Genomic DNA, 13,284 nt, shown 5'->3' on the forward strand with positions numbered 1-13,284 from the left:
CGGGTGGCTTTGTCAGCGCAGCTCAAATTGGATCGGGATCAAAAACCACATGGCTTCTGGCACGCCGTTGCGCTTGCCCGGCACGTAGCGCCACGACAAGACCGCCTGCCGGGCTGCCTCGTCGAGCCGCTCGTAGCCGCTGGAAGTGCGGATTTCGGCGGCGGAAGCGGTGCCATCGGGCTCGATGCGCACGCGCAACACCACGCGGCCTTGCTCGCCCAAGCGGCGAGATAGCGCCGGATACGCCGGTGGCGGGTTGTTGAGGTACGCGGCGCTGGCCGAGGGCAACTCGATGCGCGGCGGTGCTGGAGGGGCCGCGGGTGCCGACGCGGCGGCCTCCGTGGCGATGGATGGCCCGCCCTGGGTCGCCGCTGCGGCAGTGCTCACGGGCGTGGAGGCGGCGATGGGCACGGAGGTTTCGGTTGCCGCCTCTGCGGGGGCAGGTGTTGCGACGGGGGCGGGCGCAGGCGGCGTCGCTTCTGGCGCCGTCCACGAGCGCGGGACTGGTTTGGGCCATTGACGCGGCACCGGCTCGCGCCGGGAGGGTGGCGTGATCGGCGCAGGCTCTGGCACCGGTGCAGGGGCGGTAACCGCGGCCGGCGCGAGGGAGACTTGCACCACGCGTGGCGGGGTAACTTGGGGCGATACCGGTCGCTGCCACGCTTGCTGCAGCGCCCAAAGTGCCAACCCATGGCCTGCGGTCACCGCAAGCGTCACACCCCAAACCCGAGCGCGCACGGGATGGCGCCGTGCCACGGGTGTCGCGGGGGTGGCTGCAGGCGAGGAGGGCAGGAACGCAAAGCGCATTACCGAGTTGTATATCGTTTTCTCTGCACGTGCCGCTTTGCGCCACTAGCGGGCTGGTTTGCTGGGCAGGCGGCGCAGGTGGTCAATGGCGCGTCGCGCGGGCCGCACGTGCCACAGCAGCGATGCGCATGATACCGAGTTGAGTCGATTGGTGAATCCATACTTTACCACAAATAAGAGTGAGTCGTATTACGTATACATAGCGCGAGTCGATGCGGACAATAGAAACTATCAATACAGCGTAACGATTGTTTATGTCTATAATATCGGTGTTGGTACGGATGTCCCGTACCGCTATCGTGGTTGTCAGTGTTCAACCCGTCTCAAGAAAGGAAGCGCTCTATGAGCATCATCAACAAGCAAGTTCAACCCTTCAAAGTGCAAGCGTTTCACAATGGCAAGTTCGTCGAGATCACGGACCAGTCGCTCAGGGGCCACTGGTCGGTGCTGATCTTCATGCCCGCGGCGTTCACCTTCAACTGCCCGACCGAGGTGGAGGACGCGGCGGAGCACTACGCCGAGTTCCAAAAGCTGGGCGCCGAGGTGTACGTCATCACCACTGACACGCACTTCTCGCACAAGGTGTGGCATGAAACGTCGCCTGCCGTGGGCAAAGCCAAGTTCCCCCTCATTGGCGATCCGACGCATCAGCTCACCCGTCAGTTTGACGTGCACATCGATGAGGAAGGTCTGGCGCTGCGCGGCACCTTCATCCTCAACCCCGAAGGCGTGATCAAGACGGCCGAAATCCATGACAACGCCATCGCGCGTGATGTCAAGGAGACGCTGCGCAAGCTCAAGGCCGCCAAGTACGTGGCCGAACACCCGGGTGAAGTCTGCCCGGCCAAGTGGAACGAAGGCGCCAAGACGATTGCGCCGTCGCTGGACCTGGTCGGCAAGATCTAAATCGTCAAGCCCCGGCCAACTGCGCCGGGTGCATGGTGGGGCGCCATCGCCCCGCCGGCTGACCCAGTCCACCCGCCCCATCGCCCCCCCAGGAGAGAACCCATGCTCGACGCCCAACTTCAGACCCAATTGCAGTCTTACCTTACACACGTCAAGCAGCCGTTCGAGCTGGTGGCGACGCTAGATGACTCGGCCAGCTCGACCGAGCTGCGGCAGTTGCTCGACACCATCGCCCGCCTGTCGGACGGGAAAATCACTGCCCGCTTCGACGGACAGGCGTCGCGCCGCCCGTCGTTCGCGCTGCGTCGCCCCGACGGCGGCCCGGACCTGACCTTTGCGGCGGTCCCGCTGGGGCACGAATTCACTTCGCTCGTGCTCGCGCTGCTGTGGACCGGCGGTCACCCACCGAAAGTGGCGCCAGAACTGATCGAGCAGGTGCGTGCGCTGCCCGGCGAGCACCACTTCGAGGTGTACATGTCGCTGTCGTGCCACAACTGCCCGGACGTGGTGCAAGCGCTCAGCCTAATGGCGATTCTGAACCCGCGCGTGCACACCGCCGTCATCGATGGCGCGCTCTTCCCCGCCGAGGTGGAGCAGCGCAACGTGATGGCGGTGCCGCTGGTGCTGCGCAATGGCGAGGTGTTTCTCTCCGGCCGCACGTCGCTCGAGGAGATCGTGGCCAAGCTCGACACCGGTGCGCAGGCCCGCGCGGCCGCGGCGATCGCGGCCAAGGACCCATTCGACGTGCTGATCGTGGGCGGCGGGCCGGCCGGGGCAGCGGCGGCGGTGTATGCGGCGCGCAAGGGCATTCGCACCGGACTCGTGGCCGAGCGCTTCGGTGGCCAGGTCAACGACACGTTGGCGATCGAGAACTACATCTCGGTGCTGGAAACGGATGGCCCCCGCTTTGCCGCGGCGCTGGAAGCGCAGGTGCGCCACTATGAGGTGGACCTAATGAACGGACAAGCGGTGGCGGCACTGCAGCCCGCCGAGCCACCCGGTGGCTGGATCGGCGTGCGTCTGGCCAACGGGGCGGCACTGCAGGCCCGCAGCGTCATCTTGGCCACGGGCGCGCGCTGGCGCAACCTGAATGTGCCGGGCGAGGCCGAATACAAAAACCGCGGCGTGGCGTACTGCCCCCACTGCGATGGTCCGCTGTTCAAGGGCAAACGCGTGGCGGTCATCGGCGGCGGCAACTCTGGTGTGGAGGCGGCCATCGATCTGGCAGGCATCGTGCAGCATGTGACGCTGTTGGAATTTGCCGATCAGCTCAAAGCCGATGCGGTGTTGGTCAGCAAATTGCGCAGTCTGCCCAACGTGACCGTGCTGACGCAAGCGCAGACGCTCGAGGTGCAGGGCGACGGCCAGCGGGTGACGGGCCTGCGCTGGCGCGACCGCGCCAGCGGCGCGGAGCACGTGCTGCCGCTGGAGGGGGTCTTCGTGCAGATTGGCCTGGTGCCCAACACGGAATGGCTCGACGGCGTGGTGGAGCGCAACCGCTACGGCGAAATCGTCGTCGACGCCAAGGGCCACACCAACGTGCCGGGCGTCTTCGCCGCAGGCGATTGCACGACCGTGCCGTATAAGCAGATCGTGATCGCCGCGGGGGAGGGTGCGAAGGCGGCGCTGTCGGCGTTCGATTACCTGATTCGCACGCCGCAGCCCCAACCAGAGGTGGCAGCGGCTGCCACCTGAGCGCCGCCCATCACTTCATGTCCGCCGCCAGCAGCTGCACGATGCGTTGCGCGGCGGGCGAACGATCGGGTTGGCCATTGGCGTCGAGCACGGTGACGGTGCTGCGCTCGCCGCTGGTGGCGACCCGGATGCGGTAACGCGCGGGTGCGCTGGTGCTCGAATCCGAGCGGCTGAACCAGCCGGTGATACGCCCGAAAAAGCCGGGCTCTTTGCCCGCACTGCCTTCGTCGGGCGGCACGTAGCGCACGAAGTACATGCCCTCGGCGCGGTTGCGGTCTTCGACGGTGAAGCCGCTGCGATCGAGACTCAAGCCCACACGCCGCCAAGCACGGTCGAAGTTTTCGTCGATGACGACGGCGGGCATCCCATCCACCGTTTCGACGCGGGCCACCGGCGGATTGGCCTGGGCAGCCATCGTGGCCTTGGCCTGTTCCTGGCTCACCCCCAGCTTGACCATCAGGCGGCGCAGAAATTCAGCCTCCAGCTCCGGGTCGGCTGGGCGTGGCTGCCAGACGGTGTTGTCCTTGCGGTCGGTGGTGTAGACCTCGACCATGCCGCGGTGGCTGATGTAGATTTCGCTGCCGCCAGCGGCGTTGCGCTCGACCCGGGTGCGGAATTTGTCGCGCTCGCCGGTCGAATACAGGTTGTCGAACAGCTTGCCGATGGTCGAGCGGATGATGTCTTGCGGAATCTTGGCGCGGTTTTCGGCCCAGTCGGTCTCCATCAGGCCGAGCTGCGGCTGATCCAGTGTGAGCAGGAAGCCGTTTTCTTGCCAGAAATCGCGCAGCGCGGGCCACAGCACCTCGGGCGCTCGGTCGACGACCAGCCAGCGCTGGTTGCCGGCGCGCTCGATGCGCACGTCGCCGATTTGCACGGGGGCGGCGACCCCGGAGGGCCGGGCCGCTGCCGTGGCCTGATAGCCCGATGCCGTGACAGTGGCCCCTGGCAGCGCGTAGCGCGAGTCGCGCGCCAGTTGGGTCAGGTCGGGAGGCACCTCCAGCGTGTTGATCTGTTTGGCGCTTTTGTAGTCGATGCGGGTTTCTTCGAGCACCGAGCAGCCGCTGGCCAAGAGCGCGGCGAGCGTCAAGAGGGCGGGCCGCCACGCGGCAGCGAAACGGGGACGGTGGGAGGCGTGCATGTCGGTTCCCTTGGGCTGGGCGTTTCGGGCGAGTCGGGCTCAGATCAGACCGCTGGCGCGCAGCGCCGCCTCGACGGCAGGCTGGTGGGTGGCGGACAGTGGCGTCATGGGCAGGCGCAGCGTCGGCCCGCACAGGCCCATGCGCGCCATCGCCCACTTCACGGGAATCGGGTTGGCCTCGACGAACAGTTGTTTGTGCAGCGGCAGCAGCTGCATCTGGATGCGCATCGCGGTGCGCACGTCGCCTGCAATGGCCGCCATGCATAGCTCGTGCATCAGCCGCGGGGCCACGTTGGCCGTGACGCTGACGTTACCCTGGCCGCCACACAGCATGAGCGCGACGGCGGTGGCGTCGTCGCCGGAGTAGACGGCGAAGTGGTCGGGCTTTTCGCGGATGAGCCACTGGGCGCGCTCGATGTTGCCGGTGGCTTCCTTGATACCGACGATGCCGGGCACCTGGGCCAGCCGCAGCGCCGTTTCGGGCAGCAGATCGGCCACGGTGCGACCGGGCACGTTGTACAGCACGATGGGCAGGTCACCGGTGGCTTCGGCGATGGCCTTGAAGTGCTGGTACATCCCCTCCTGCGTGGGCTTGTTGTAATACGGCACGACCTGGAGCTGGCAGTCGGCGCCGACCTTGCGCGCGAACTCGGCCAGCGCGATGGCCTCGCGCGTGGAGTTGCCCCCACAGCCCGCCATGATCGGGCACCGCCCCGCCGCCTGCTCGACCGCGACGCGGATGATTTCGCAGTGCTCCTCCACGCTGACGGTGGGGGACTCACCCGTGGTGCCCACGACACCGATGCAGTCGGTGCCTTGGTCGATGTGCCAGTCGATGAGCTGGCGCAGGGTGTCGTAGTCGACGCTGCCGTCCTCGTGCATCGGGGTGACGAGGGCGACGATGCTGCCGGTGATGGGCTTCATGGCGTGTTGTGGCGGGTGACGTTCGAAAATCCAGCGGACATTCTAACCAGCCCGCGGGGCGGAATCGGTCGGTCAGTCGAGGGGGTAGCGGGGCGGGGCGTCGGGCGGCCACGGGCGCTCGCGCACGGCGGCAATGCGTTGCACGAAGCGTGGTGGGGCGTGCAGGTAGCCGTCTTCGTAGGCGATGACGCGCAACCCCGCGCACGCCTGCAGCAGTTCACCCGGTGCGAGCAAAAAATCGGGACGCGCGGGCCGTCCCACCGTCTGGTTGCCTTGGGCGAACGTCTCGTACAGCAGCACGCCGCCGATGGCAACCGACTCGACGATACGCGGCAGCAGCGGGCGCCACAGATAGTTCGTCACCACGACGATGTCGAAGGTGCGTCCCGGCAGCGGCCAGGGGGCGTTTTCGAGGTCGGCTTCCAGGCATGTCAGCATCGTCGTCCCGGCTTGGCCGACCCGATCGGCCAGGCGGGCCAGAGCGGCGGCATCACGGTCGACGGCGGTGACGTGGCAGCCTTGCGTCAGCAGCCAACGCGTGTGGCGACCGCTGCCGCAGGCCAGATCGAGTGCTTGCAGCGGGGCGTGGGACGGCTGCGCGAGCGATCGCAACACGGGCGCGAAGCGCGTGATCCAGTCCGAGGGCGGCAGGTCGTCGGCGTGCGGCATCGTCAGAAGCAGTTCCAGAGCCGGTCGGCCAGGGTGAACAGAAAATCCGGTTGCTGGTACCAGGTAAACACGAGGCCACACACGCCCAGTGCGACCCCCCAAGCCAGCAGCCGCGGCGCGGCCACACCGGCGACAGCGGCGGGCGGGCAGGTGGCGCGAGGTTCAGACATGGGACGACGATGATGAAGGAAAAGAGCGGACAGGCGCCTGGGCACCCACCGCGCGGCGGGTGTCAGGCTGCCGCCTGACCCACCAGCGGCACCGGGCCGCGACGGATCGGTTCCTCTCGAATGGGCCAGTTGACGGCCGCGGCGAAGACGCCCAGCGCGATCGATATCCACCACACGATATCGTAGCTACCCGTGCGGTCATAGAGCAAGCCCCCGAGCCACACCCCCATGAAGCTGCCGACCTGGTGACTGAAGAAGACGAAGCCGCCCAGCATCGACAGGTGCGCCACGCCGAACACCTGTGCCACGATGGCGTTGGTGGGTGGCACGGTAGACAGCCACAGCACCCCCATGGCGGCGGCGAAGAGGTACACGCTCCAGGGCGTCAGCGGGGCGGTCAAAAAGAGCACGATCGCCACCGAGCGCAGCGCGTAGATGGCCGAGAGGATTTTGCGCTTGGCCATGCGCTGGCCCAAGGCGCCGGCCGCATAGGTGCCCAACACGTTGAACAAGCCGATGAGCGCCAGCGCCGTGCTGGCCACTTGGGGCGACAGGCCCTGATCCTTGAGATAGCTGGGCATGTGCACGCCGATGAACACCACCTGGAAGCCGCAGACGAAGTAGCCCGCCATCAGCAGCTGAAAGCTGCGGTAGCCGAACGCCTCGCGCAGGGCTTGCGCGATGGTCTGCTCCCGGGGCGCGGGGGACGCGCCAGCGGCGAAGTCCGGCTCGCGCAGCCCCCAGGCCAGCGGGGCGATCAGCAGCACCGCTGCCGCCAGTGCCAGCAGCGCGGCTTGCCAGCCGAGCGTGGTGATCAGCCAGCCTTCCACCGGCACCATCAGAAACTGCCCGAACGACCCGGCGGCCGCTGCCACGCCCATGGCCCACGAGCGCCGTTCGGCCGCGATTTGCCGCCCGATCACACCATAGATGATGGCGTAGGTCGTGCCTGCCTGCGCGGCACCGATGAGCACGCCGGTGGTCAGCGCGAACACGAGGGTGGACGTGGCGAGCGCCATCCCCAGCAGCCCGAGCGCGTACAGCGCCGCGCCCGCGACCAGCACGCGAAACGCCCCGAACCGGTCTGCGAGCATGCCCGCGAAGATGCCGAATGCGCCCCACGCTAGGTTCTGGATGGCCATGGCGAGCGCGAAGGTCTCGCGCGACCAGCCTTGGGCTTGCGTGATGGGCTGCAGCCACAAGCCAAAGCCGTGGCGGATGCCCATGGAGAACGTGACGATCAACGCGCCGCACAGCAGGACCTGCACGGCGCCCAGGCGGGCGCGAGAAGACATCCGCGCAGTCTAGCGCAAGCCCCCCGTGGCCGGGTGGGCAAGCTGTCGCGCCCGTCCATCGAGGCGGGATTTGGCGCCACCGCTGCAGATTCGATGTCAGCGATGCGCGGCAAGTCCTTGTGTCGTTGGGCGTCTTCGCCGTTGTCCCAATTTCTTGTGGATAACTTTGTGGGCAAGCCGTGGCCAGCGATCGCAAAGCCGCATCCGTCAAGGCCTTGAACAGATTGCCTATTTTTTGAGCATCAAAAAATACCAAATAAAACAACGTGGTGCAATATTCTCCGAGTGCGCTGCGGTGCAAACAAGGGGCGTCCAGCGCATCGATACGCGTACAGCCGGTGTCGCGTTTCTGTGCACAACACCATCGGTTGGGGCGCTGTCAAGCCCCCCGGACGGGGCCGAGCGCGCCCCTACAATCGGCCGCCATGGTTGCATCCTCCCCTGCGCCGGGCGCCACTCCCGGCTATGCCGAAGCCTCGATCCGGGTGCTCAAAGGGCTGGAGCCCGTCAAGCAGCGCCCGGGCATGTACACCCGCACCGACAGCCCACTGCACATCGTGCAAGAGGTGATCGACAACGCCGCCGACGAAGCGCTGGCGGGGTTTGGCAAGCGCATTCGTGTCACGTTGCACGCGGACGGCTCGGTCAGCGTGGAAGACGACGGGCGCGGCATCCCGCACGGCCTGCACCCGCAGGAGGGCGTGCCGGTGCTGGAGCTGGTGTTTACCCGGCTGCACGCGGGGGGCAAATTTGACAAGGGACAGGGGGGCGCGTACAGCTTCTCGGGCGGGCTCCATGGCGTGGGCGTGAGCGTGACCAACGCGCTGGCGGCGCGGCTGGAGGTGGCCAGCCACCGCGACGGGCATGTGGCACGCATGGCGTTTGCCGGGGGAGAGGTGGTCGAGCCGCTCACCCGCCGTCCGCTCGAAGCTGGGGAGCGCCGCCAAGGCACCACGGTGCGTGTATGGCCGGATGCGCGCTATTTCGACAGCACGGCGCTGCCGTTGGCGGAGTTGACCCACCTGCTGCGCAGCAAGGCGGTGCTGATGCCGGGCGTCAGCGTCACGCTCGTGAATGAAAAAACGCGCGAGACGCAGACGTGGCAGTACAAAGGGGGCTTGCGCGACTACCTGCTGCAGACGCTGGCTGCCGAGCCGATCATCCCGCTGTTCGAGGGTGAGGGCTACGCCGAGGCGGGACACGAGAGTTTTGCCGAGGGCGAAGGCGCGGCCTGGGCGGTCGCGTTCACCGAGGACGGCCCATTGGTGCGCGAGAGCTATGTCAACCTGATTCCGACCCCGGCCGGCGGCACGCACGACAGCGGGCTGCGCGAAGGGCTGTTCCAGGCCGTGCGCAGCTTCATCGAGCTGCATGCCCTATTGCCCAAAGGGGTCAAGCTACTGTCCGAGGATGTGTTCGCGCGCGCCAGTTATGTGTTGTCGGCCAAGGTGCTCGATCCTCAGTTTCAGGGGCAGATCAAGGAGCGGCTCAATTCACGTGACGCGCTGCGGTTGGTGGCGTCGTTCGTGCGCCCGGCGCTGGAGTTGTGGCTGCACCAGCACGTGGAGCACGGCAAGCGCCTGGCGGAGCTGGTGATTCGCACCGCGCAAAGCCGCCAGAAAGCCGCGCAGAAGGTGGAAAAGCGCAAGGGCTCGGGCGTGGCGGTGCTGCCGGGCAAACTCACTGACTGCGAAAGCCGCGATTTGGCGCGCAACGAGCTGTTTCTGGTCGAGGGCGACAGCGCTGGCGGCAGCGCCAAGATGGGCCGCGACAAGACGTTTCAGGCGGTGCTGCCGCTGCGTGGCAAAGTGCTCAACACCTGGGAGGTAGAGCGCGAGCGGCTGTTTGCCAACACCGAGATCCACGATATCGCGGTGGCCATCGGCGTGGATCCGCACGGCCCTGGTGATGATGTGGATCTGAGTGGCCTGCGCTACGGCAAGGTCTGCATCCTGAGCGACGCGGACGTGGATGGCTCGCACATCCAGGTGCTGCTGCTCACCCTGTTCTTTCGCCACTTTCCCAAGCTCATCGAGGCGGGGCACGTCTACGTGGCCCGGCCGCCGCTGTACCGGGTGGACGTGCCCGCGCGCGGCAAGAAGCCCGCGGGCAAGTTCTACGCGCTGGACGAGGGCGAGCTGGCTGCGATCCTGGACAAATGCGCCAAGGAGGGCGTGCCGCGCGAAAAGTGTCAGATCAGCCGCTTCAAGGGGCTGGGAGAAATGAGCGCCGAGCAGCTGTGGGACACCACACTGAACCCGGACACGCGCCGGCTGTGGCCGGTGACGTTGGGGGCGCTGGACGCCGCGGGCACTGCCGAGCGCTTTGGCCAGCTCATGGGCAAGGGTGAGGCCGCCGCGCGCCGGGAGCTGCTGGAGCGCTATGGGGATGCGGTCGAGGTCGACGTTTGAGCGGCGCCGGGTGTCGCGGGCCCATCGGGCAGCCGCTCCAGCAGCACGACGCCGCCACGCCGGTCGTGCTCGCGGGCAGGCCACGGTGGATCCCGGTCGCTTCGGGTCAGGGCCCATTCGCCCACGGCGGGCTCGCGCCGTGGCGTGACGGCTTGCCGATAGACGCTGAAGCTCGGGGCGTCGAAGCGCCACGTCACGGCGGACACACCAGCAGCACGCGTTTGCAGCCCCGCTCGTTTGACCGCGCCTTGTAACACCTCCCCCGCCCAAGGCGCGACGGCCAGCGCCAGCACCAGCGTGTGCAGCGCGGCCAGCGCCATCATGCGCGTCGCCGTGGACCCGCGGCGCCAGGCGAGCAGCGCCAGACCGAGCGCCGCAGCGCCCAGCGTCACGACCCAGTACCCGGGACCCGCCAGCGCCAGTGCCAGCTGCAGTTGATCGGCGTAGTAGCCGTTGCTCGCGCGCTCGGCCAGCATCACGGTCAGCCACGGCAGCGCTGGCCAGAGTCCCAGCAGGGCCACGGCACCGAAGAGGGGTAGCCGTCCGCCGCTGCCCCAGTGGCGCGCCAGCAGCAGAAACAACGGCGTGCTGCCGTAGAGCACGTAGTGCGGCAGCTTGGTGCCCGACAGCGAGAAAAATGCCAGCACAAACAACGCCCAACCCCACAGGTAAACCGCCAAGGGGTCTTGCCAGTCCTGCCGCAGGCGCGCGATCGTGCCGGGCAGGCGCAGGCTCCAGGGGGCCAACAGCAGCGGCAGCATGACCACGTAGTACACGAGGCTGCCGCCGTGGCCCTCGAGCGTGTGGGTAAAGCGCTGGACATTGTGTTTGAGGATGAAGCCGTCGATGAAGGCTTGACCATGCGTGGCCAGGATGGCGGCATACCAGGGACCGGCGATACCCAGCAGCAGCAACCAGCCCCAGGGGTCGCGCGCGGCGACCCACAGCGGCCGTAACTCGCGCCGCGACAGGCAGTACACGGCGGCCGCTGCGGCCGGCACCAGGGCGGCCACAGGCCCTTTGGTCAGCAGGCCCAACGCCACCCAGGCGTAGGCGCGCCGCAAGGCCACGCGGTTTTCCCCGGGGTGGACTTCGAGGTAGCGCCAGATGTCCAGGCCAGCGAGTGTCAACCACAGATTCAACAGCGCGTCGGCCGTCGCCGCGCGGCCGATGATCCACGGCCCCCACGCGGTGCAGACCATGGCCAGTGCCAGCCGTGCAGCGTCATGGCCCAGACGCGGGCGGGCAAAAACCCACACTGCCCATGCCCAAGCACAGGCAGCCAGCGCGGACGGGGCGCGAAACGCCCATTCGCTGGGACCCAGTACCGCCACGGCCAGTGCCTGTAACCAATAAATCAAAATGGGCTTGTCGTAGCGTGGTTGGTCGTTGAGCCAAGTGGCGATCCAGTCGCGCCGCTGCAGCATTTCGCGCGTGGCTTCCGCGAATGCGCCTTCGTCGACATCGAACAGCGGGGGCCAGCCGAGACCCAGACCGAAAGCCAAGAGCGGCAACAAAATGACCCAGGGGTCAAGGTGCGAGCGGACGCGGGCGGCTGGCTCAGTCGGCATAGACAGTTGGATGCGGGCGCAAACGGTGCGACATTTTCCATGCACCCCAGCCCGCGAGCAACGCGCCCAGGGCGTGTGAGACCAACACGACATCGGCAGGAACTGGCCGCCACCACAGAGACACGGCCAGTGCCAGTGCGACCACGGGGCCAGTCCGTTGCCACGAGAGACGGGGCCACGCATGGCCCCAGTGCCGCTGGCCCAGCCAACCCAGCGCAGCACCCCATATCCCCACCACTGCGCCTGCCAGCACGTCCGCCCACCAGTGCGCGCCCACTGCCACGCGCGACAAGCCGACGGCGGCGGCCACTCCGACGGCCAAGCCCCAAGCCCATCGTTGCCGCCGTCCGGGGCCGACCGACAAGGCCCACGCCGCGGCCAGATAAAAGGCCGTGGCCGTGTGTCCGGAGGGAAAGCTGCCCATCTTGAGCACGGGGCCGATGACGTGCAACAGCCCCTCGGGCATGACGGCGGCGGGGCGGGGCGAGGTGACCCAGGCTTTGGTGACATGTACCATGGTAATGGTGGGCAGTGCGCCCCAGGCGGCGATGCCCAGCGCCTGCCGCGGCTGCCCGATCCAGGCGAGCGACAACCACCACAGCGCCAGTGCCCAATGGGCGTCACCCAACCAGGTGAGAGCGTGCCACCACGTGTCGGGCACCAGGCGCGTCCACGTTTGCGTGGCCAGTAGGCTGGCCTGTGCCAGCGGGGGCTGGCGCAGCCATGCGATGGCCATGATGAGTGCCAGCCAGGTCAGGCCGACCCACAGGGTGCGGTGGCGGGAGGTGGGCCAGGATGGGCGTGATGACATGGGATGGGTGTGATGGGCGGCGCGCGGGTAGGCATCGTGCCGGGCCCGTGTGACAATCGGATGGCGCGTTAAGGACATTGCAAAGCCATGGCCTTAAACCCGCCTTAAACGACCTTCGACTTCGATGGCATGCGCATCCTGATCGTGGAAGACGACGCCGCCGTGGCACAGGGCTTGGCCGCGCTGTTGCGGGCCGAGGGCTACGCGTGCGACGTGTGCGCGACGCTGGGGTGTGCAGAGGCGGCACTGGCGGTGGAGTCGTTCGATGCGGTGCTGCTCGATTTGGGGTTGCCAGACGGCGATGGGTTGGTGGGCCTGCAACGCTGGCGTGCCGACGGCCGAACGACGCCGGTGCTGGTGCTGACCGCGCGCGATGCGCTGCCGCAGCGCGTGGTGGGGCTGGATGCCGGTGCCGACGATTACTTGGTCAAACCCTTTGCACCGGAGGAATTGCTGGCGCGGTTGCGGGTGGCGCTGCGCCGCGGTGCCGGACAAGCGCAACCGCTGTGGCGCATCGGGCCCTTGGTGCTGGACCCGGCGGCGCGCGCCGTCTCGCTGCATGGACGGCCCGTTGCCCTGCGGGCCAAGGAATACGCCCTGTTGTGGGCCCTGCTGCGGGCGCGTGGCCACGTCGTCACCCGAGAGCGGCTGCAGCAGGCGCTCTATGGTTTCGACGAGCTGGTGGACAGCAACGCGCTGGAGGTGCACATCCACCATCTGCGGCGTAAGTTGGGCAGTGGGTGGATCGAAACCGTGCGCGGTGTGGGGTATCGCATGCCCGCAGCGCAGGAGGCGATGCAGTCGTGAGCGGGGTGGGCCCAGGGTCTGACGGAGCGCCGGGGCGCGCGCCACGGTTGTGGCGGTACCTGTGGGCGTGGGTACTGGGA

General features: G+C 67.5%; 12 protein-coding genes. 4 read left to right on the forward strand and 8 right to left on the reverse strand.

From position 1 onward, the window contains the following. Positions 1–12: 12 nt before the first annotated feature. Positions 13–411 (reverse strand): energy transducer TonB, encoded by a 399-nt coding sequence (locus ACPYIS_RS09520; RefSeq protein WP_424859447.1) that lies wholly within the window; start codon positions 409–411, stop codon positions 13–15. A 738-nt stretch (positions 412–1,149) separates the two neighbouring features. Between ACPYIS_RS09520 and ahpC the strand changes: the two genes are divergently transcribed. Together ahpC and ahpF are read left to right on the forward strand one after the other, a co-directional pair. Continuing rightward, a complete protein-coding gene (gene ahpC, locus ACPYIS_RS09525) occupies positions 1,150–1,713 on the forward strand; it encodes an alkyl hydroperoxide reductase subunit C (RefSeq protein ID WP_424859446.1) in 564 nt (187 codons plus the stop codon). 102 nt (positions 1,714–1,815) lie between these two features. Next, positions 1,816–3,408, forward strand: a complete 1,593-nt coding sequence (gene ahpF / locus ACPYIS_RS09530; protein ID WP_424859445.1) for an alkyl hydroperoxide reductase subunit F — start codon at positions 1,816–1,818, stop codon at positions 3,406–3,408. A gap of 10 nt (positions 3,409–3,418) precedes the next feature. Here ahpF and bamC read toward each other — a convergent pair whose 3' ends face one another. The 5 genes from bamC to ACPYIS_RS09555 form a co-directional block, all read right to left on the reverse strand. After that, positions 3,419–4,546, reverse strand: coding sequence for an outer membrane protein assembly factor BamC (bamC, locus tag ACPYIS_RS09535; protein WP_424859444.1), 1,128 nt, complete (start codon positions 4,544–4,546; stop codon positions 3,419–3,421). A 39-nt stretch (positions 4,547–4,585) separates the two neighbouring features. Further along, positions 4,586–5,470 carry a 4-hydroxy-tetrahydrodipicolinate synthase gene (dapA, locus tag ACPYIS_RS09540; protein WP_424859443.1) on the reverse strand — a complete coding sequence of 295 codons (885 nt, stop codon included), beginning with the start codon at positions 5,468–5,470 and terminating at the stop codon, positions 4,586–4,588. 72 nt (positions 5,471–5,542) lie between these two features. Then, positions 5,543–6,139 (reverse strand): class I SAM-dependent methyltransferase, encoded by a 597-nt coding sequence (locus ACPYIS_RS09545; RefSeq protein WP_424894586.1) that lies wholly within the window; start codon positions 6,137–6,139, stop codon positions 5,543–5,545. 2 nt (positions 6,140–6,141) lie between these two features. Further along, positions 6,142–6,309, reverse strand: a complete 168-nt coding sequence (locus ACPYIS_RS09550; protein ID WP_299018972.1) for a hypothetical protein — start codon at positions 6,307–6,309, stop codon at positions 6,142–6,144. A 62-nt stretch (positions 6,310–6,371) separates the two neighbouring features. Beyond that, the gene (locus tag ACPYIS_RS09555; protein ID WP_424859441.1) at positions 6,372–7,604 is read right to left on the reverse strand and encodes an MFS transporter; all 1,233 of its coding nucleotides are present in this window, start codon (positions 7,602–7,604) and stop codon (positions 6,372–6,374) included. Between the two features lie 425 nt (positions 7,605–8,029). On the opposite strand from ACPYIS_RS09555, the gene ACPYIS_RS09560 reads away from it, so the two are divergent. Beyond that, positions 8,030–10,015, forward strand: coding sequence for a DNA topoisomerase IV subunit B (locus ACPYIS_RS09560; RefSeq protein ID WP_424859440.1), 1,986 nt, complete (start codon positions 8,030–8,032; stop codon positions 10,013–10,015). On the opposite strand, the gene ACPYIS_RS09565 is transcribed toward ACPYIS_RS09560, so the two are convergent. Together ACPYIS_RS09565 and ACPYIS_RS09570 are read right to left on the reverse strand one after the other, a co-directional pair. After that, positions 9,985–11,520, reverse strand: a complete 1,536-nt coding sequence (locus ACPYIS_RS09565) for an ArnT family glycosyltransferase (RefSeq protein WP_424894587.1) — start codon at positions 11,518–11,520, stop codon at positions 9,985–9,987. The two genes, ACPYIS_RS09560 and ACPYIS_RS09565, sit on opposite strands and share 31 nt — an antisense overlap. Before the next feature lie 55 nt (positions 11,521–11,575). Beyond that, a complete protein-coding gene (locus ACPYIS_RS09570) occupies positions 11,576–12,397 on the reverse strand; it encodes a phosphatase PAP2 family protein (protein ID WP_299018980.1) in 822 nt (273 codons plus the stop codon). Between the two features lie 129 nt (positions 12,398–12,526). On the opposite strand from ACPYIS_RS09570, the gene ACPYIS_RS09575 reads away from it, so the two are divergent. Continuing rightward, complete coding sequence (locus ACPYIS_RS09575) at positions 12,527–13,204, forward strand: response regulator (protein ID WP_424859437.1); 678 nt, start codon at positions 12,527–12,529, stop codon at positions 13,202–13,204. Positions 13,205–13,284 lie beyond the last annotated feature (80 nt).

The sequence above is a fragment of the Tepidimonas sp. HKU78 genome (assembly GCF_049860815.1).
In the GTDB taxonomy this organism is placed as follows: domain Bacteria; phylum Pseudomonadota; class Gammaproteobacteria; order Burkholderiales; family Burkholderiaceae_C; genus Tepidimonas.